At 57.2% G+C, this 18,576-nt stretch carries 23 protein-coding genes and 1 pseudogene; 19 read left to right on the top strand and 5 right to left on the bottom strand.

Annotated elements, in window-relative coordinates; genetic code table 11:
* The 12 genes and pseudogenes from BMOU_RS11305 to BMOU_RS04035 form a co-directional block, all read left to right on the top strand.
* A pseudogene (locus BMOU_RS11305) lies at positions 1-212 on the top strand (hypothetical protein); the annotation flags it as partial.
* Between the two features lie 11 nt (positions 213-223).
* Positions 224-1,441 (top strand): hypothetical protein, encoded by a 1,218-nt coding sequence (locus BMOU_RS03985; protein ID WP_034875086.1) that lies wholly within the window; start codon positions 224-226, stop codon positions 1,439-1,441.
* Positions 1,442-1,484: 43 nt separating this feature from the next.
* The gene (locus BMOU_RS03990; RefSeq protein ID WP_034875157.1) at positions 1,485-2,963 is read left to right on the top strand and encodes a hypothetical protein; all 1,479 of its coding nucleotides are present in this window, start codon (positions 1,485-1,487) and stop codon (positions 2,961-2,963) included.
* Between the two features lie 202 nt (positions 2,964-3,165).
* A complete protein-coding gene (locus tag BMOU_RS03995; protein WP_235143694.1) occupies positions 3,166-4,344 on the top strand; it encodes an InlB B-repeat-containing protein in 1,179 nt (392 codons plus the stop codon).
* A 104-nt stretch (positions 4,345-4,448) separates the two neighbouring features.
* Positions 4,449-4,850, top strand: coding sequence for a carbohydrate-binding protein (locus BMOU_RS04000; RefSeq protein ID WP_034875079.1), 402 nt, complete (start codon positions 4,449-4,451; stop codon positions 4,848-4,850).
* Complete coding sequence (locus BMOU_RS04005) at positions 4,850-5,293, top strand: hypothetical protein (RefSeq protein ID WP_034875077.1); 444 nt, start codon at positions 4,850-4,852, stop codon at positions 5,291-5,293. Before BMOU_RS04000 ends, BMOU_RS04005 begins: the two co-directional genes overlap by 1 nt.
* Positions 5,294-5,376: 83 nt before the next feature.
* Positions 5,377-6,432 carry a collagen-like domain-containing protein gene (locus BMOU_RS04010; RefSeq protein ID WP_200864821.1) on the top strand — a complete coding sequence of 352 codons (1,056 nt, stop codon included), beginning with the start codon at positions 5,377-5,379 and terminating at the stop codon, positions 6,430-6,432.
* Positions 6,420-6,926 (top strand): hypothetical protein, encoded by a 507-nt coding sequence (locus tag BMOU_RS04015; protein WP_137648416.1) that lies wholly within the window; start codon positions 6,420-6,422, stop codon positions 6,924-6,926. The genes BMOU_RS04010 and BMOU_RS04015 overlap by 13 nt, the downstream gene beginning before the upstream one ends.
* A 60-nt stretch (positions 6,927-6,986) precedes the next feature.
* Entirely contained in the window at positions 6,987-7,487 is a 501-nt protein-coding gene (locus BMOU_RS04020; protein WP_034875071.1) for a phage holin, read from the top strand.
* Positions 7,487-8,386, top strand: a complete 900-nt coding sequence (locus BMOU_RS04025; protein ID WP_034875069.1) for a peptidoglycan recognition protein family protein — start codon at positions 7,487-7,489, stop codon at positions 8,384-8,386. Before BMOU_RS04020 ends, BMOU_RS04025 begins: the two co-directional genes overlap by 1 nt.
* A 168-nt stretch (positions 8,387-8,554) precedes the next feature.
* Positions 8,555-9,259: a DUF4417 domain-containing protein gene (locus tag BMOU_RS04030; RefSeq protein ID WP_051428893.1), complete on the top strand. Its 705-nt coding sequence runs from the start codon at positions 8,555-8,557 to the stop codon at positions 9,257-9,259.
* A 101-nt stretch (positions 9,260-9,360) separates the two neighbouring features.
* Positions 9,361-9,720 carry a hypothetical protein gene (locus BMOU_RS04035; RefSeq protein WP_034875067.1) on the top strand — a complete coding sequence of 120 codons (360 nt, stop codon included), beginning with the start codon at positions 9,361-9,363 and terminating at the stop codon, positions 9,718-9,720.
* Between the two features lie 215 nt (positions 9,721-9,935).
* Here the strand turns inward: BMOU_RS04035 and BMOU_RS10695 are convergent, their stop codons facing one another.
* The 3 genes from BMOU_RS10695 to BMOU_RS04050 form a co-directional block, all read right to left on the bottom strand.
* Positions 9,936-10,349 (bottom strand): hypothetical protein, encoded by a 414-nt coding sequence (locus tag BMOU_RS10695; protein WP_051428892.1) that lies wholly within the window; start codon positions 10,347-10,349, stop codon positions 9,936-9,938.
* Positions 10,350-10,424: 75 nt separating this feature from the next.
* Positions 10,425-10,646: a helix-turn-helix transcriptional regulator gene (locus BMOU_RS04045; protein WP_051428891.1), complete on the bottom strand. Its 222-nt coding sequence runs from the start codon at positions 10,644-10,646 to the stop codon at positions 10,425-10,427.
* A gap of 61 nt (positions 10,647-10,707) precedes the next feature.
* Positions 10,708-10,962, bottom strand: a complete 255-nt coding sequence (locus tag BMOU_RS04050) for a hypothetical protein (RefSeq protein ID WP_034875064.1) — start codon at positions 10,960-10,962, stop codon at positions 10,708-10,710.
* Between the two features lie 181 nt (positions 10,963-11,143).
* Here BMOU_RS04050 and BMOU_RS11535 point away from each other — a divergent pair, with 181 nt between their 5' ends.
* From BMOU_RS11535 to BMOU_RS04075, 6 genes are all read left to right on the top strand, one after another.
* Entirely contained in the window at positions 11,144-11,527 is a 384-nt protein-coding gene (locus tag BMOU_RS11535) for a hypothetical protein (protein ID WP_235143695.1), read from the top strand.
* Positions 11,451-12,317, top strand: coding sequence for a tyrosine-type recombinase/integrase (locus tag BMOU_RS04055; protein ID WP_235143696.1), 867 nt, complete (start codon positions 11,451-11,453; stop codon positions 12,315-12,317). The genes BMOU_RS11535 and BMOU_RS04055 overlap by 77 nt, the downstream gene beginning before the upstream one ends.
* A 221-nt stretch (positions 12,318-12,538) precedes the next feature.
* The gene (locus BMOU_RS04060) at positions 12,539-13,108 is read left to right on the top strand and encodes a hypothetical protein (RefSeq protein WP_034875158.1); all 570 of its coding nucleotides are present in this window, start codon (positions 12,539-12,541) and stop codon (positions 13,106-13,108) included.
* Between the two features lie 44 nt (positions 13,109-13,152).
* Entirely contained in the window at positions 13,153-14,610 is a 1,458-nt protein-coding gene (locus BMOU_RS04065) for an L-serine ammonia-lyase (protein ID WP_034875688.1), read from the top strand.
* 51 nt (positions 14,611-14,661) lie between these two features.
* The gene (locus tag BMOU_RS04070; protein ID WP_034875159.1) at positions 14,662-15,069 is read left to right on the top strand and encodes an FKBP-type peptidyl-prolyl cis-trans isomerase; all 408 of its coding nucleotides are present in this window, start codon (positions 14,662-14,664) and stop codon (positions 15,067-15,069) included.
* A 42-nt stretch (positions 15,070-15,111) separates the two neighbouring features.
* Positions 15,112-15,591, top strand: coding sequence for a GreA/GreB family elongation factor (locus tag BMOU_RS04075; protein WP_034875160.1), 480 nt, complete (start codon positions 15,112-15,114; stop codon positions 15,589-15,591).
* An 83-nt stretch (positions 15,592-15,674) separates the two neighbouring features.
* On the opposite strand, the gene trhA is transcribed toward BMOU_RS04075, so the two are convergent.
* Positions 15,675-16,571 (bottom strand): PAQR family membrane homeostasis protein TrhA, encoded by an 897-nt coding sequence (gene trhA, locus BMOU_RS04080; protein ID WP_034875161.1) that lies wholly within the window; start codon positions 16,569-16,571, stop codon positions 15,675-15,677.
* 134 nt (positions 16,572-16,705) lie between these two features.
* On the opposite strand from trhA, the gene BMOU_RS04085 reads away from it, so the two are divergent.
* Positions 16,706-18,190, top strand: a complete 1,485-nt coding sequence (locus tag BMOU_RS04085) for a sensor histidine kinase (RefSeq protein ID WP_034875164.1) — start codon at positions 16,706-16,708, stop codon at positions 18,188-18,190.
* Positions 18,191-18,286: 96 nt separating this feature from the next.
* Here the strand turns inward: BMOU_RS04085 and BMOU_RS04090 are convergent, their stop codons facing one another.
* Positions 18,287-18,565: a WhiB family transcriptional regulator gene (locus tag BMOU_RS04090; RefSeq protein WP_003809589.1), complete on the bottom strand. Its 279-nt coding sequence runs from the start codon at positions 18,563-18,565 to the stop codon at positions 18,287-18,289.
* Between the last annotated feature and the right edge of the window lie 11 nt (positions 18,566-18,576).

Here is an 18,576-nt window from a genome sequence, read left to right on the forward strand (position 1 = left end):
GTGGCGGCGGCCAGTTCCAAGTCTCGCGTGCTTGGCAGCAACTGCATCTTAACGCGCTGGTTTCGGTGCCGTCCGGCTGGCATACGGTACGCATGCGCAACCATCGTATCGGGTGGGGCGAGAACGTGTATTTCATCGCCCGAACCGACAGTCAGCAAACCTACCCGGGCCGCACGTTGGAAATCTGGGACAGGGGCGTAAGCATCGGATAAGGGGGCTGGTTATGGCTTGGCGCGCGTACATTGTGGATACGATCACTGGCAAGATTCTCGCTCCGATTGACCTGCCAAGCTTCAGCTGGAGCGTGAGCGTGTCCGATTCCTCACTGGCTACCACTAAGGATAAGGGTGTCGGTGAGAATGAGGTGAGCGGTCTCACGCTCCCGTGGAGCGCGATTCCGGCGCAGTCGGCGGGAGAGCGTAATTACATGCTCGCACCCGACCGGCGTTCCATCGCCTTGTGTTGGCATTCCAGCCTTGATGATGAATGGTCGTATGGCATGCCGGTATTGTGCGGCATGATCGGCCAACGTAAGGATTCCGCGCTTGACACGGATTTCTCACTTTCAAGCATCATGGGCTTGTTGGAAAACCGGTATGTGGTGCGTGAGGGCAAGTATGGTACGGCGGCGGGCAGTACGTCGAGCGATGAAATCAGCTTCAAGAACATGAGTTTGCGTGGTATTGCGGCTGAGGTCGGATGGCTTGCCACGAACGTCAAGCCGGGCGGACAACTGCCCATCGATTGGGCCTACCGTGGCGAGAAAGGCAGTCACGAGCGCACGTACAGCTCGTGGGATATTCAGAATCTGAAAGCCAGTGACGTGTTGACGAAGATTGCGAATGTGGATGGCGGCCCGGACATGCAGTTCAGGCCGAAACTGTCCGGCGACTACGTACGCTTCGACTTCACCGCAGGGTCTGACGGCGACGTATATTTAGGCCAGAAGACCGTGCATCGGCTGACATACAGTCCCTATGGCGGCACGTTGGAGAATCTGACCATCGACCATCTCGGCCCGATCATGCGCGAATACGGCTCAGGCTCCGGTACGGATAAGGCGCAAATATGCCACTTGTCCGAAGATTTGAGCCTTGTGAATGGCAATCACGAGCCTTGGCCCCTCAAGGAAAACGCCTACTCGGATTCCGATACGGACAAGGCCGATCTGCTCAAACAGCACACGGACGGCGTATTGAATGCGAACAGTCGCCCATTGGTGCAATTCAAGGGCGAGCTACACGCAAACGACACGGACGAAAACGGTACGCCCCTTCACCCGCTCGGCAGTTTTTGGCCGGGCGAAATCATGGAATTGGACATCAACGGATTCCCCTCGCTTACGGACGGCTTGTACGAATGCCGTCTGATGCAAATGTCCGGCGACGAGACGGACAAGGTAAGTCTGATCTTCGATGCGATGGAAGACCCAATGGCCTAAGCCGAGGGGTTTCCGTCGCCCTTCATTTTAAGGCGGTTATATTATGGCCCAGCACGTGGAAATCAATCCGGACGATTCAGCAATCCCGTTTTCCCTCGGCCTTAAGGCATTGCGTTCCGCGTCAACGCAGAAGACCCACAAGACCGGTACTGTGCGGATTCCTACCTCGACCGGCAAGGATTTCATTGCTGGTGAGGGTGCCGAGGATGGTGCGAACTGGATTGACGAGGACGGCAATCAGACTCCGCTTGTCGATACGGATGCGATCGATAAGGCCGTGGATGAAATCTCACAGAAGGCCGATGCCGCCAGTGCGAATGCTGATAAGGCGTATGAGGAGGCGAAGAAGACCGGCCAGCTGGCGGTCACCGCGAGTAAGACGGAGTATGCGACTTCGACGGATGCGACGGCTACACCATCCGATGGCTGGTCGGAAACACCGCCGGAATACGTTGACGGCCAGTATACGTGGCTGCGAATCACCGTCACGTATGGTGATGGCCGGACGGAGCTTTCCAATCCAGTCCTGATGACCGGACCGAAAGGCGCTAAGGGCGAGAAAGGTGATACCGGCGACACCGGTACTGCTGGTGCGGCTGGCGTTTCGGTCACGTCGTTGACGACGTTCTGGCAGTTGGCGACGGACACTCCGGCGCCTCCAACCGGTGCCGGGAATCCGTCCGGATGGAGCATAACGGAGCCAACCATTCCAGACGGCTACGACGGCAAGCTGTATAGGACGATTCGCACGATCATGTCTGACGGCACGGCCACATGGACTACACCGGGCGTGGACAGCATGTTCGCATATATGGCCCGCACGTATAAGACCGCGAGTGGTGCGGTCACGGTTTCCAATGAAGCGAAGCAGACCGCCGAGGGTAATGCGGAGACGATCAAGCAGGTCAGCGCCACCGCCAATGATGCACTGTCGAAGGCCACCACGGTGGAGACGAATTTCGACGGTTTCAAGACCGAAGTCAGCCAGACGTATCAAACCAAGGCCGATATGAGTACGTACAGTACCAAGTCGTATGTGGATGAAACGTCGAAGTCGGTAGCCTTAGGGGTCGTGCAGGATTACAAGGGCGCGGACGGTAGCGGCTTGGCTACGAAGTCCGAAGTGAGTGCCACCAAGGACAGTATCGCATTGGCTGTCCAAGGCACGTATACGGGTGATGACGATAGTCTGAAAAGCCTGCAATCCTCATTGGATATTACGAGGGATAAGGTGACTATCGCCTTTAGCAATGCTGAAGCGGCGGCAGGCGTAGGCACGCAGTTGAGCGAATATCAGACGGCCAATGATACGAACGTCACTGACCTTACGGAACGGTTGAATGCCGAAATCGCGGCACGCCAATCCTACATCACGTTCGGTCAGGATAGTGACAATCCGGTCATGGAGATGGGTGCGGCATCGAGCACTGCGAAAATGCGTTTGACCAACACGCAAATGCAGTTTTTTGATAGGCAGTGTCATCGCCGCCTATATCTCCAACGACCGCCTGAATATCAATAATGCTGACATTCTACAGACCTTGCGTATCGGAAAATATGCGTTCGTCCCCCGTTCGGACGGGCACATGAGCCTGAAATACGTGGGTTAAGGAGGAAAAATGGCAGACGCATACGGTGCGCAACAATATAATTGGCGTTGTTGGCTCGGCTCATGGATAAAGTCGGAAGACAATAATGGTGTGACCATTCGTGCGGAATGCCGCATGCAAACCTTGAACGGCTGGAACTATGCCGGCCTGAAGGGTCATGTTGGTGCTGGCGCGAACGGCCAGTGGGCGGACGCCGACCCAACCAATATTACGATTGGTGCGAACGCTTCGCAGGTCATGTGCGCCAAGGAAGTGTACGTCGCCAAGACGCACTCCCAGCAGTCGATCGATACGCGAGCCAATATCCGTATCAATGGCGCGTATGCGGGCTTGTCCGAAGCCATATTGGCGCTTACCGTGGCCGCGAAACCCTCGCACACGGTCAGCTTCAATGCGAACGGCGGCAGTGGTGCGCCCGGCAATGTCACCAAATGGTGGGGAGAATCCCTCGCCATTCCAAGCACGAAGCCAACCCGCGCCAATTATACGTTCCTCGGCTGGTCAACCTCGGCTACCGGCAGTGCGCAATACCAGCCCGGCCAATCATATGTCGGCACGTCCGATAGCAATTACACTCTGTATGCCGTCTGGAAGCTTGACTCGTTGCCGCCGACCATCGACAGCTACTACGCCTACCGATGCGACGCAAGCGGCAACGCACAAGACGACGGCACATACGTCAAACACGTCGCAGTATGGCGTGTGGATACGGCACATGATACGTCGAACCAGTGCGTAAGCCTGAAATTCGGCTGGAAGGACGGTAGCGGCTGGCATGATTACGATGCTTCCGTAACATCCGGCACCGGCACGACAACCACAGTCATCAAAAGCGGATACGACTCGAGTACGACCTATCCGCTCCGATGCACGCTCACCGACAAGTATGCGACCAGAACCTCATACACCACGGTCGGCCCGGCAACATACATCCTCGACTTCTCCGCGGACGGCAAAGGCATCGGCATCGGACAAGCCGCACCAAGCGCAGGTACGAACATTTACGGCAACCATTTGAACCTGAACGGTACCGTGAACATCAACGGCATGCGAGCATCCAACTACATCGATGTCAAACAATCCCAAAAAATGGGACAACATCGAACTGTCGGCCACTTGCGTGAATCGCACCGTCACGGTGAACGTGATGCACTCATTCGCCTCGTCTGCAACGGTAGGCAATACGAGCAATCAGGTCGAAATCGGCTATATCAAGGAAGGCTATCGACCTTCCAAGATGCTTGGCATGATCGCAGGGCATCAGGGCAGTGCGGCGGTGTTCGTGGAGATTGAGACTACTGGCAAGGTGAAATGCTGGCAGTATGGCGGGTCGAGCAGTTATGCGTCGTTTGACTATTTTGCATGTTCGATTTCCTACCAGATTTAAGGAGATTCTTATGATTACCGGTTTTTTGAAGGATGGCGTGGTCACGTTGTCCGATGATGGCTATCCGATTGTGGAATCGGAGAAGCCGGAGATACCGGCCTACTGCAAGGCTACACCTTCGTACACCATGAGTGACGGCCAGATCATCCAATCATGGACTATCACACCGGAACTAGGCCGTAACGAAGCGTTCGAGCATTATCTGACCGAGCAGATTCTCTCACTGGACGATGACAAGGCGCTACGGTATGTTGTCCTGTTCCCGGTCTGGGATTCCAACGGCAAGGAATACAAGCAGGGAGACCGAATCACGTATGAGATGACCATGTACCGGTGTCTCGTTGACCATACTTCACGTCCTGACTGCAATCCGAAGGAAAAGACGGACTACTGGCAGAAAGTCGTGAAATAGTGCCGCCGTTTCAGGATTTAGTCAACAGTACCGATTTTTGGAGCGCGGTAATCATCGCCCTGCTGTCCGGCGGTGGTATCGTCGGTGCGATCATCACCGCCATCAGCAACCGTGAATCCAAGGCTCAGGAAGACCGTGAGAATGCGGAAGCTGACAAGCTCGCGGCGGAAGCGGCGGAAGCGGCGGTACGCATTCTGACCGATTCGGTGATACAACCATTGCGCGAGCAGGTGGAATCGCAAGGCGGTCAGATCGCGCACTTGGAGGAGAAGCAACGCAAGTATTTCGCCTTGACCGCTTACACGCGAAGCCTTTTCCATTGGCTCCAACAGTTTTGCGAAATCGTCGAACCTGAGTTTCTGGTACGGCATCCAAAGCCACGGTTGCCGGACGAGCTACGGCCGGATATTGCGCCGGAAACCTTGGTTAAGGAGGACGATTGATCTACCTTCTTGGCTTCATCATCATCACGGTTCTCATGCTCTTGTTCAACCATGGCGCGCACAAACATTAAGGAGGGGTGTAAGTGACTAAGGTTCATATTGACTTGCAGGCACCTGCAAGTACGGGTCATGCGGCGGAAAAGGGTGTCGTGTTCTTTCGGCCTACCCGACGGCTCACCATCGAGGATGGCAAGGCCATTCTGACACCGCGAGCATTCTGCGCGAAACTGGCCGACGACGGTACGGTGACGGTCGAGCTCATGCCGTCGGGCGATGACTGGTGTTGGGAAGTGAGGGAGGAACTCACGTCCTACACTTTCACCCGTCGTGTGACCGTGCCTGATTCCACGGACGTGCTGGAATATGCGGAATTGGCCGATGCCGAACTCGTACCGGCATCATCCTACAGCACTTTGGTGCATTCCATGCGCGTGATCGACGCACAATTGACGGCCGGAGCCACCATCGCCATCACCGACCTGCGACCGTCCGATCATGTCGGCGTGGGCGATACGGTGCTCGATTCCACGGGCGAAGTCTACATGCTCACCTCCGTCTCCGGCCAGACCGCCATCGTGGGCGATACCGGCGTGAGCCTGAAAGGTGCGGATGGCATCCAAGGCAAGGATGGTACCGGCATCAGCATCAAAGGCACCTTTGATAGCGAGGAAGCCTTGAAAGCGGCCCACCCCACCGGCGAGAGCGGCGATGCCTACCTTATCCAAGGCCATATCTGGCTGTGGGATGAATCCTCTTGGCAGGATGCCGGCAGTCTCCAAGGGCCGAAAGGCGATAAGGGAGACCCGGGCCCGCAAGGCGAGCCCGGTGCCGACGGCAAGGACGGCACCAACGGCACCAACGGCAAGGACGGCGAGAAAGGCGAAAAGGGAGACCCGGGCGAGAAAGGCGACCCCGGCAAGGACGGTGCCGACGGCGAGAAAGGCGAGAAAGGCGACCCCGGCGAAAAAGGCGACCCGGGCACTCCGGGCGAAAAGGGCGCGGACGGCAAGGATGGCGAGCAAGGCCCCGCCGGCAAGGACGGCAAGGACGGCATCCAAGCCATCCAAGCATCGGACGAAGCCGACGCCACCACCAAAAGCGCCGCCGACAGTGCGAATTTGTACTGGTGGACGACATGAGTGCGGGGGCGATGATCGGCGGGAAAACCGTCGCAGGCATGGCATTCGGTGGTGTCAGCATCGCCGGACTGTGCAAGGCCGGAACCGTCATCTGGCGCAAGCCAAAACCGGAATGGACAGACCAAACCGACAAGATTTTCGCAGTCTCCACCCTCACGTCCGGTATGACCCTCACCAAGGCCGGTGACGGCGACTATCTGCTGGCCGTCAGTGAAACCATCGCCAACGGCACGAGAATCATCGGCTCCGATTGGATTCCGAAGTTAGGCGACATGAGCGCCGACTGGCCGACGGAAGGCACCGTGCGACTCACCTATGAGTCCACAGTGAAAGTCGGGCTCAACGGCGGCCTTGGCTGGGGCGAAGGTACCTCATTCCAGGTCGAAACCGCCACCAAGGCAGAGAAAGATGTTTGGTGGGGCTTCTGGACACAACAGGAACTTTCACCGGGCACCTATCATCTGCACGTCAAATTCGAGACTAAATCGGCATAACAGCCGAAACCATTTTCAAGGCCACTCCAACATGGGGTGGCTTTTTTGTTAGGAGGAAACATGGCAGACCATGCCAACAAGACCACCAAAACCAACAATAATCTGCCCGGCATGACCACGGAGAGGGTGAAGGCCATCGTCACCATCGTGGTCACGCTTTACGCCCTGCTTAATGCGGGCCTGAATCTCGCGGGCATCAACACGCTCCCGTTCACCAACGATCAGGTGAGTGCAACCCTTTTCGCCGTCATCGGCGTGATTGGAACCGTGTACGGCTGGTGGAAGAACCAGAACATTACCAGCGCTTCGCTCGCGGGTCAGCAGCTCGTGGACGCCCTGAAGAAGGAAGGCGTGGTGAATGGTGTGACCGCAGCGAAGAACGCCGCCATGAGCGCCGCAAGTGCGGTAGCCAAGACCGCACCGGCAGAGGAAACGGCAGAGGATGCAACCGAAACCGTCGAAGCGGAAACCGAAACCGCCGAAGCTGCCGAGACCGCTACTGAGTCGGCGACCGTCGAAACCACCGACGAAGCCCAGTACGAGCCGGGCGGTGCTCTCTGATGGTTGGTGCAAGTTTCGCCGTTTGGCGGGGCAGCCCAAACCATTACAGCGGACGGCTTGGGCAGTCCGTCAACCACATCACCCTACACATCATGGTCGGCAGGCTCGCAGGCACCGATAGTTGCTTCCAACGTTCCAGCTTCGGAGCCGCATCGCATTACGGCGTAGGCGGCGACGGCACGATCTACCAGTGGGTGGACGAAAACAACGGCTCGTGGGCCGATGCCAACTGGCAATCCGATTGCTCCGGCGTCACCATCGAACATGAGGGCGGCATGGACGGTATCCCGGTCACCGATGCGGAAGTGGAGGCTTCGGCTCAACTTTGTGCCGACATCGCCAAACGATACGGCTGGAACAGTCTCAACCATGACGCAAGCGGCAACCGCACCGGCAACATCGTCCTACACCGCGAAGTACCCGGCACCGACCACTACGGATGCCCCGACAGATGCACGAACGCATTGCCGGTGGAACGAATCATCAATCGAGCAAACGAACTATTAGGAGGAGACAACATGAATGCGGAAGACGTTTGGAATTTCGACCAGAACGGCGTAAAGGTACGTGACCGGCTGCAAGGCACCGATGCTGCGGCGAACGCGACAAGGACCGAACTGTTCCGACTTTCCCAATGGAACAAGGACACGCACGCTTCGCCGCTCGGCAATCTGGTGGCCGAAATGCCGATTCAAGGCGGCGCCAAATTGGGTGACCGCGTAGCCGGTATCGACAGCAAGACCAGTCAGCTCATCACGCAAGTATCCGCCTTGTCCGAAGCGGTCAAGGCATTGGCCTCCGCACAAGGCGCAGACCCAGACCAAATCGCCAAGACTGTCGAAACCGCCGTCAAGGACAAGCTCGACAAGCTGAAGATCACCGTCACCGACAACGAGTGACCTTGATTAATTTTCGGGCGTGAGAATCAAACTAGCATCCAAAAATTAACTTCGCGTGTAAAAAATCACGCATTCGGGTGCCTGTGGAAAATCTTGCACCCATTTTTTTAACGCCCCTCTCCCGGCTTCGGCTGGGGGAGGGGGCGTTTTCGTGGTAGGAGGTGTTTTATGACAAGGAACGGAAGAAATCGCACGATCGGCTACTATAATCTTGATCTGCTTCCCGATGATTGTCTTACTGCGAATGGCATGCCGATTATATGGCCCTGCAAGACAATTCCACCAGATGATCTGATTGGCTTCAACTATGCTAAAGGTACGACCACGAAGCAGGCTACACGGCTTGGATGTCACTTCTACCTCGATGACTACCAATTCGAGCGATGCTGGCAAAACCCCATCAAATACGGACAAATGCTATCCAAGTTCCAGTGCGTTCTCACTCCTGATTTCAGCCTCTACCGCGACATGCCACTACCGATGCAACGCTGGAACTGCTACCGGAGTAGACTTATCGGCATGGTCTGGCAACGAATGGGCTTGTCTGTTATCCCGTCTGCGCAATGGTCTAGCCCCGACAGCTATGATTTTGCGTTCGACGGTTTGCCAAGTCGTTCCGTTATCAGCGTGAGTAGTGTCGGCGTACTGGGTGATCGGGAGGCTACACGACTATGGAAACACGGATTTCGCGTCATGGAAGATCTGATAAGCCCATCACTCATACTCCTATACGGGAAAATCCCAGACGGATTTAAAATCACCACAAAACACATCCAATACACAAACCACAACACAAGGAGGTTGAAACAATGGGAGGCAGAGGCGCAGGCAGCTCAAGGGGAAAATCAGGATCAGGAGGTGGCGCAGCGTTAGCATCCGCCAAATCTTGGTCGCCGGATAAACTACCAGCACTGGACGGTTCACCGAAACAAGTCAGCTGGGCAGAAAGTATCAGGGATAAGGAACTATCCCTAGTGGATAAGCATATCGATAGAATACTTACGGAAGCGGAATACAACCTGGCTGACGCTAAAACATTGGAAAAGGCAGCCAAACACCCCAATGAGTACGGCAATGTAACGTATACAACGGCACGCGGCGCACAAGGCGGTATGGGACAGGCTTATGTGTCGGAACGGGTGGCCCAGCTCAGGCAGAACGCGAACAATCTAGGTAAGGTTGCAAAAGACATTCAACAGGTGAGGGATGGTCTTGGCAAGCGTTACAGGTCGGCAAGCCAATGGATTGATATAAAGAAGAGCGGACAGCATTTCGCTGATGCTCTGCCAATCAGTTCGTTGCTGGAGCGGCACGGAGCCGCGTTCAGGCTTTAGCCATGTCGATTCTGATAAAAAATATATGGCCCCTCGGTTTCCTGAGGGGCCATCGCATTGCTGGAAGCAATGATATTAGTGTGATTCGGATTCTAATACCCGCACATCAAACACCATTTCAATCCACGTATCTCAGATTGAGCTGAGAATATTTCAACCGGACGCTCGACATTCCGGTACGACATGAGTAAGCATATCGCGTAACTGTCTGCATGTCAATCTGCCTGTTTAGATACCTCGCGTTTCGCCATCGCCATCTTAGCGAATTCCGGTTCGAGCCTATCCCTGTTGTCGATCCACCATGCGGCGGATGTCTGCTCGTTTATAGAGTCTTTGACGAGGTTCAGTAGCTCATTGGCGGCTTCGGCGGCCTGCGGGTTGGTAAGGATGACGTGACCTAACTGGGATTCGGTTTGGTCGAGGAAGGTTCGGCGAATGCGTGCGGCCCAAGCGGTCTGCTTTTCGGTGCCGGAGAGTTTCGGAAGCCCTTCGGAGTCCTGGGCGGCTTTGCACGCGCGGCACATTTGAGTTTCGAGCCATTCGATGCGGCTTTCACGTCCGCTGACCTTGCCGAACAGTTCAATGCGTTCTTCGTGGCCGCACGAGTAAGTGATATTGTAGTGTGCCATTTTGATCGTGTCCTTTCTTGTTTGCTGACATATTCATATTATCTCAGGCGGGATAATAACGCAAGTCGGCGTGTCTTATAGTGCGTTATAGAAATCGTCTAACGTCACGCCAAGCACGTCGGCCAATGCTTTTGCGGTTTCGATGCTCATGCGCTTGGGGTCTCGCGCCCAATTGGGCCTTGGCGTCCTATCCCACGCCTCCCAGCTCCAGATGCGGCTGATCGCATTGAGTCCCGCCTTCCTCTGCAAATCCTGCTGTGACAGTCCGGCCTTCTCCCGCAATGCTTTAATGCTCATGGTCTTCCTTTCCGCAAAAGTAAGGCCCCGCTTGGTTGGGGCGGGGCTGTCTGCTGTTTTTTTACCAGGTCTGCGCGTAGGTTTCGATGTCTTCGGCGGCGTAGGTGCGTTCGGGGATGCGCACGTCGTCGCCTTCCTTGCCGAAGAAGTATTCGGCGTAGTACGCCTTGCCGTCTTCGCTGACGGCCTGGTCGCGGTCGATCGTCTCCCATGCGCCGTTTTCCTCGTGTGCTTCGAGGTAGTATTCACTGCCGTTCCAGCAGTGGTCGATGTCGGCGTAGGCGGCGGTCTTGGTGTAATCGGTTGCGGTGAACATTTTGGTTTTCCTTTCTTGTTTGCTGACATATTCATATTATCTCAGGCGGGATAATAACGCAAGTCGGCGTGTCGCACCTGTATACTGAGACATGTCTTGTTTGCTGACACTTTCAAGGCGAGGGCGGTCTGCACGGTCAGGCCGCCTTCTTTATACTGGTCTTGTCAGCAAAGGAGACCACATGGCCTACACGATTCGCCCTTACGACACCAAAGGCGGCAGAAGGTACGAGGTGCGCTACCGCAAGCCGGACGGCACGGCCACCGGCAAACGCGGCTTCCGTCGCAAAATGGATGCCGATGCTTGGGGTGCCGCCAATGTGACCACGGCAAAGACCACGGGAGCCTACATCGACCCACAAGCCGGACGCCGACGCCTCGAAGACTTCTGGGAGCCGTGGATAGCCGCAAAAAAAGACCAGATGCAAGCCGAGCTATATCAAGTCTCTGGAAGACACTTGGCGCCCTCATGTCGAGCCAAAATGGGGTATGCGCGAAGTGCAATCCATCACGCACGACGAAGTGCAGGAATGGGTTACGGCACTGTCTGGCGAGCGAAGTGCTAGCGTCGTGCTCCGCGCCGAAGGAATCCTCAAGGCCCTGCTCGAAGCGGCCAGACGAGCCAAATGCATTCACGACAATCCATGCGACGGACTCAGTCTGCCGCGCAAGACCGGCAGAAAGCATGTCTACCTCACCGCCAGTGAGCTGGGACGGCTGGCCGATCAATGCGAGTGGCGGCGGCTGATAATCCTCACCCTCGGCCTTTGCGGGCTGAGATGGGGTGAGCTTGTCGCCTTGCGGGTCGAGGACGTTGACTTGCAAAGGGATAGACTGACCGTCGCCAAGAGCATCACGAGGGTCGGTAGCCGGATGGTCGAGACCGACCCTAAAACGCACGAGAAGAGGGTGGTAATGTTTCCGGCTGTCCTGCTCCCGGCGCTCAAGGCGCAATGCGCAGGCAGAAGGCCGACTGACTTCCTTTTCACGGCACCGGACATGCCGTTTGACAAGCCGATGGGCAACGGTTGGAATCCAACCCGCAAAGATGGTTGGTTCGCGTCCGCCCTGCGCAAGGCCGGCATAGGCGGGAAGATGACCTTGCATGATCTGCGGCATACTGCGGCTTCCTTGATGGTGCAGTCCGGCGCCAACGTCAAGACGGTGCAACGGCAGTTGGGGCACAAGTCGGCGGCCATGACCTTGGATACCTATGCCGACCTGTTCGATGCGGACTTGGATGATCTGTCGGCTCGGATGGGTGAACTGCTGTTTGCCGGGGGCGTGGGCAAAATGTGGGCACGGCAGGTGGAGTCAACGTCTGCCGACGTTGCGGATGCCGGGGTTTCGGCCTGACTTGCGAGGGGGTTCGAGTCCCACTGGAGGCACAACGGCAAGTGGCATCGGAGCTGGGCCGAATCGGGCGGATGCCATGTGGTCGTTATCCGCCGATGAAGTGCGTGACGCAGACTCGTGATGCAGTCCGGCGACCATGGCGGGGACTCAACACGAAACATACCGTTATTACACTGGCTGGCGTTGATAACCCGCAGGCTCCATATGAATGGAAAAAAGACATGACGTCGAAAGATACCAGACCAGTAATCGAACAACCCGCCACTGATATTCCGCTGATGCTGGCGCAGGCGATCATCATCGGTGGGGTGCTTTGCATCGGCGAGATGGTATGTTCCCCGCTGTACTTCACGTTACTGAAAAGCTCTCTGGCCTTGCTGCCATGGGCTCTGGAGGCCTGTTTCATGGCGGTGGCTTTCACCTATGTCGTCGGCTTCGCGTTGCTGTGGTGCTCCGAATCGTTCACTTTCAGGCTACGCGAGGGATTCCGTCCTTTCGGGTACGCCGCCGTGGGTCTTATCGGTTATGGTGTATGGAGCCTGCTGGTCTTCACCACGACCATCAATTCGGTGTTGACCAACGTGGGCGAATCCGTGCTCACCAATGGGCAGGTCGGTGCCATTGCGTTGAATGGCGCGGCGCTGGGCTTCATCGCGTTTCTGTTGGCGAAGCTGCTTGATGTAAAACTCGCCAATCGCAAGGGCATGGCCATCGCTATGCTCATTGCGGAAGTCGTGATCGGCATTGTCGGGCTGCTTATCATGATTCGCATGTTCTCCGTGCTGTACTGAATATCCGTATTCGTACGGCGTCCGTCCAGGAAGGCAGGGTGTCCGTGTTCAGCATTCTTGAAATGTTCAAGATCGGTGTCGGTCCAAGTTCCTCCCATACCGTCGGACCCATGGTCGCGGCTCGTCGGTTCGTGGCCTCGCTGGAACGTGACGGCTCGCTTGAACGGGTGAATCGCGTGCGGACCGTGCTATATGGTTCCCTGGCGCTTACCGGATTGGGGCATGGTACCGACAGGGCCGCGGTGGCCGGGCTGGAAGGCAACGTGCCGCAAAGCGTCGATACCGATCACGTAAACACCATTCGTCAGGAATGCGAGCGTTCGGGTGAACTGATGCTGAACGGCACGCATCGCATCCCGTTCGACTATGCGCATGATGTGGTGTTGGACGTATGGCACCGGATGGCGGCTCATCCCAATGGCATGCGGTTCCAGGCTTTCGACCCATATGACAATCTGATCGGGGAACAGGTCTGGTATTCCATCGGAGGGGGATTCGTCCGTCAGGGATCCGTGGAGGATCCGATGATCGGCATTCACGATCGGCCGCCGGTGGGAAGCGCCTTTTCGGATCAGGACGGCGATTCCTCCATCGATGCCACCGCGGTGCCGTATCCTTTCACGACTTGTGACGAGTTGATCGCACTGTGCGATGAACATCATATGAGCATCGCCGACATCGTATGGGCCAACGAGACGGCCATGCGTTCCGCGGTGCAGGTGCGCAGCGAGTTGGACAATGTATGGCGTGTGATGCGTCGATGCGTGCAGCATGGCTGCAACACTACGGAGACGGTGCTCCCCGGAGGTCTTGAGGTATTACGCAGGGCACCGAAGATGTATGCCAGACTCGCGTCCAACAGTGACGTGCTCGGAAGCGACCACCGCCGTGCCGACGCCGTACTCGAGTCGTCCGATGCGGCATGGGTCAACTTGTTCGCATTGGCGGTGTCGGAGGAGAATGCAGGCGGTGGCAGAATCGTGACGGCCCCCACCAATGGCGCGGCTGGCGTCATACCCGCCGTGTTGCACTACTACTGGCATTTCGTCGATTATGCCAATGAAGATGGCGTGATCGCCTTTCTGCTTACCGCAGGAGCGGTCGGCTATCTGTTCAAACGCAACGCCTCGATCTCTGGGGCCGAGGTCGGATGCCAGGGTGAGGTCGGGACGGCCTGTTCCATGGCGGCAGCGGGACTGTGCGCCGTGATGGGAGGCACTCCGCGGCAGGTCGAGAACGCCGCCGAAATCGGCATCGAACATAATCTGGGACTGACCTGCGATCCGGTCGGCGGGCTGGTGCAGATTCCCTGCATCGAGCGCAATGCCATGGCGGCCAACACCGCCATCAATGCGGTGCGCATGGCCATGCTGGGGGATGGCACGCACATCGTCAGCCTTGACCAGGCCATCAAGACCATGAAGGACACCGGTGAGGACATGATGGCCAAGTACAAGGAGACGTCGAAGGGTGGCCTGGCGGTCAACGTCGTTGAATGCTAGCTTGGAATAGTGCTAATCTAGGTGGCATTGTGCTTTTCAAGGAGGTTCATCATGGCATCTGAAATGCCTGTCGCAACGGGCGAATTCGGCGATCGTCCGACGTTTGAGTTCCCGTCCGAGGCCGCTCCGTCCGGACTGAAGGTCGTGGAGTTGTTCGAAGGCAACGGTCCGATGGTCCGCCGCGGCGATACCGTCACCGTGAACTATCACGGTGTGGTCTGGGGCAAGGACACCCCGTTCGATTCCAGCTTCGACCGCCATCAGCCGGCCAGCTTCGGCATTGGCGTGGGCCAGGTCATCAAGGGCTGGGATCAGACCGTTCCGGGGCATAATGTCGGTTCCCGCCTTATGGTCTCCATTCCGCCGGAGTACGGTTACGGTTCCCGTGGCGTTCCGCAGGCCGGTATCGGCGGTGACGACACCCTGGTGTTCGTGATCGACATCATTTCCACCCGCTGAGCGTCGGGTACCATTCTTCCAAGGTCAAGGAGGACACACAACATGGCCGAAGAAAAGACGCTGCTGCTTACGCAGGAAGCCTATGACAAGATGAAAGAAGAGCTCGCCTGGCGCGAGGGCGAATATCGTGACGAGATTCTTTCCAAGGTCTCCGCAGCCCGTGCCGAGGGTGATCTGAGCGAGAATGGCGGCTATCAGGCCGCTCGTGAGGCCCAGCGTGTGAATCAGGGCCGTATCGACGAGCTGACCGTCAAACTGCGTAACGCGAAGATCCTGGTCGCGCCCAAGGAGGGTGAGGTCGGTGATGGTTCCGTGGTGACGCTTGATCTCAACGGCCGTGAATTGGTCTATGTGCTGGGAACCCGTGACCTTTCCATCGCCACCGACTATGACATCATCAGTCCGGAATCGCCGATCGGTGCGGCCATCAATGGCGCCCATGCCGGCGACACCGTGTCGTATACGGCTCCGAACGGCCGTGAGATCTCCGTGACCATCAAGGAGGCCAAGCCGCTCGTCTGACCGGCCATCATGCCGTGACGTACGGAAAACGGGTTCCGCCGAAGAAGCATTCGACGGAACCCGTTTTCCGTATCCGTAATCGGCTATATCGCTGCCGGCCATAGCTGTACGATCACCATGTATATTGCCACCATGTGGCAGGCGTATCCGGCCACGGTACCCAGATGGAAGATCTCATGGAATCCGAATACCCTCGGCCATGGGTCGGGCTTTCTCAGGCCATAGACGATGGCTCCGGCAATGTAGCAGGCGCCGCCGGTGGCGAGCAGCACCACCACCGCAGGGCCGGCGTATGGAGAGATCCAGAACAGGCCCATGAAGGCCACGCCGGAAACGCCGAACACGATGTAGACGATTACATACAGCCAACGTGGTGCGCTGATCCAGATCACATGGATGACCAGTGCCACGATGGTGCATGTCCACATGCCGATAATGATGGAGTCACGCCAGAACGGGCTGAGCGCGAATGAAACAGGGGTGTAGGTTCCCGCGATCAGCAGAAAGATGTTCATATGGTCGATGCGGCGCAGCACGTCGGTGACCTGCGGTGACCAGTCTCCCAGATGGTAGCAGGCGGAGTTGCCGAATAACACCAACGAGCAGGTCATGAACACCGCGCACGCCCATTTCAGGCCCGTTCCGTGCGCCAGGCAAATCAGCACGATGCCGGCCGCCAACGATAGAGGGGCGGCGACGGCATGGATCCAGCCACGCAGCATGGGCTTGGGGCGGCCGTGCACGTCCAGGCGGATCTTGCGCTCGATCTCCGCAGGTACGATGCCCTCTATCTTTGCCGCATGCGCCTCGCCCTTGGCGATTACCAGCTTGGCCCTTTCATCGGCTTTGCGCCGGATGTTCTCGGCATGATTGCGTGCCTTGACACGGATCACATCCGCCTTGGCCTGCAATGCCTGTTCTCTCGCTTCGCTGATTACGGCGCGTTTTGCCTCTATCTCTGCTTCGGTGGGTTTCGCCATCGCGTGCCTCCACTATATGTTACGGAACCGTAACCTACGTTACCGTAACCTATGGATAAGTCAAGCGATGCCCTCGCAATAAGCGGCCAGCCATATCGCGCGTATCCTCGTGTGCGTTGCGTATGATGGGGTGTATGGCTGATTTCTCACATATTCTGACGACTCGACCGGATTTCGATGACGAAGATCGTGAATGGCTGCATCATCTGGTGGCTGACTGGCAGGTGATCGCCGACCTGAGCTTTGCCGATCTGCTGCTGATCCTGCAGAACGGCGAGGGTAGATACATCATAGCCGAGCAATGCCGCCCATCCACGGTGATGAGCCTGAGAGCCGACGATGTGGTCGGCGACGAGGTGTCTGCGGATATGACCGGCGAACTCGACGCCGCCATGCGTTCCGAAACGGTGTTCCGCTCCACTGTGCTTCGTAATGTCGGCAACTCCACGGTCTGCAACGTGTATGCGCCCGTGCGGCACAACGGCAAGACGCTTGGTCTGGTGGTTCGGGAAACCAATATGGCGACGCGCGAATCGAACGGCCGATATGAATCCGAAAGCATCGGTGCAGGCAAGCAGCTGTATGAGATGATTCCGCGCGGCCAGTTCCCGTACCGCAACCCGATTATGAACCAGCGGCATAACGCCCGCGTATCCGATGGCTTCATCGTACTGACCGTTGACGGCATCGTGCGTTACGCCTCTCCGAATGCCATCAGCTGCTTCCGCAGACTCGGTTCGGTCAGTACGATGCAGGGGGAGTACCTGAGCGAAATCGGCACCAGGCTGCTGCATGAGAATGATCCGGTGCTGGAGACGCTGCCGCTGGTCCTGAGCGGCAAGGCTGCGGTCGATTCCGAACTGGATGCCAACAAGTCGGCGGTCTCGATGCGCTCATTGCCGTTGATGGACACCAATGGCAGGTGCGGCGGCATCGTGCTATGCCGTGACGTCACCGAGTTGCGTCGCCGTGAGAAGGAGTTGCAGACCAAGGATGCGACCATCTCCGAAATCCATCATCGCGTGAAGAACAACCTGCAGGCGGTCTCCGCACTGCTCAGATTGCAGGCGCGTAAAACCAAATCCGAGGAGGTCAAGAAGGAGCTGAAGGAGGCTCAACGCCGCGTGCAGACCATCGCCATGGTCCATGAGGGACTAAGCCAGACTGCGGACGAGATTGTCGACTACGACAAGGTCATCTCCAGTCTGTTGAAGATGAGCGTCGATCTGGCCACCATGCGCGACCAGCATATCAACATCGACTTCATCGGTAAGTTCGGCATGATGCCGGCGCAGGATGCCACGCCGTTATCGTTGGTGCTCACGGAATTGATCACCAACTCCGTGGAACATGGCTTCGAGGGGCGCAAGGAAGGCCGCATTACGATTTCCGTGGGTCGGGGCGGCAACAATCTCAATGTTGTGGTCGAGGATGACGGCACGGGCCTGGCCAACGAGGAGCATGATGGTATGGCACGCTCCTCCGGATCGGGATTGGGCACGCAGATCATCAACACCTTCGTCACCAATGATTTTGGCGGTACCGTACGTTGGGAACCGCGTCGCGGCGGAGGCACCCGAGTGGTGCTGGATATGAAGCTGCGTGCGGCCCAGGACTGACCCCATATCAACATGGGAAAAACGAGGGACCGGTCGGATTCATGATGGTGAATCCGACCGGTCCCTCTATTGCCGTCGATATGGGCCGATGGCTGCTCAGACCTGCATCTGCATGGCTTGGGAGCGGCGTGCCCGCATGGCGCGGCGCTTCAGGGCGCGGCGCTCATCTTCGCTCAGGCCTCCCCAAACGCCATAGTCCTGATTGGTATCGAGAGCGCACTTCAAGCACGCATCAATCACCTTGCAGGTACGGCAAACGGCCTTGGCCTCTTCGATTTGCTGATAGGCGGCGCCGGTGTTGCCGACCGGGAAAAACAGTTCCGGATCCTTATCGCGGCATGCGGCCTTGGCTCGCCAGTCAAAAGCACTGCTCATGTATTCGCCTT

This window comes from Bifidobacterium moukalabense DSM 27321 (assembly GCF_000522505.1).
Classification (GTDB): domain Bacteria; phylum Actinomycetota; class Actinomycetes; order Actinomycetales; family Bifidobacteriaceae; genus Bifidobacterium; species Bifidobacterium moukalabense.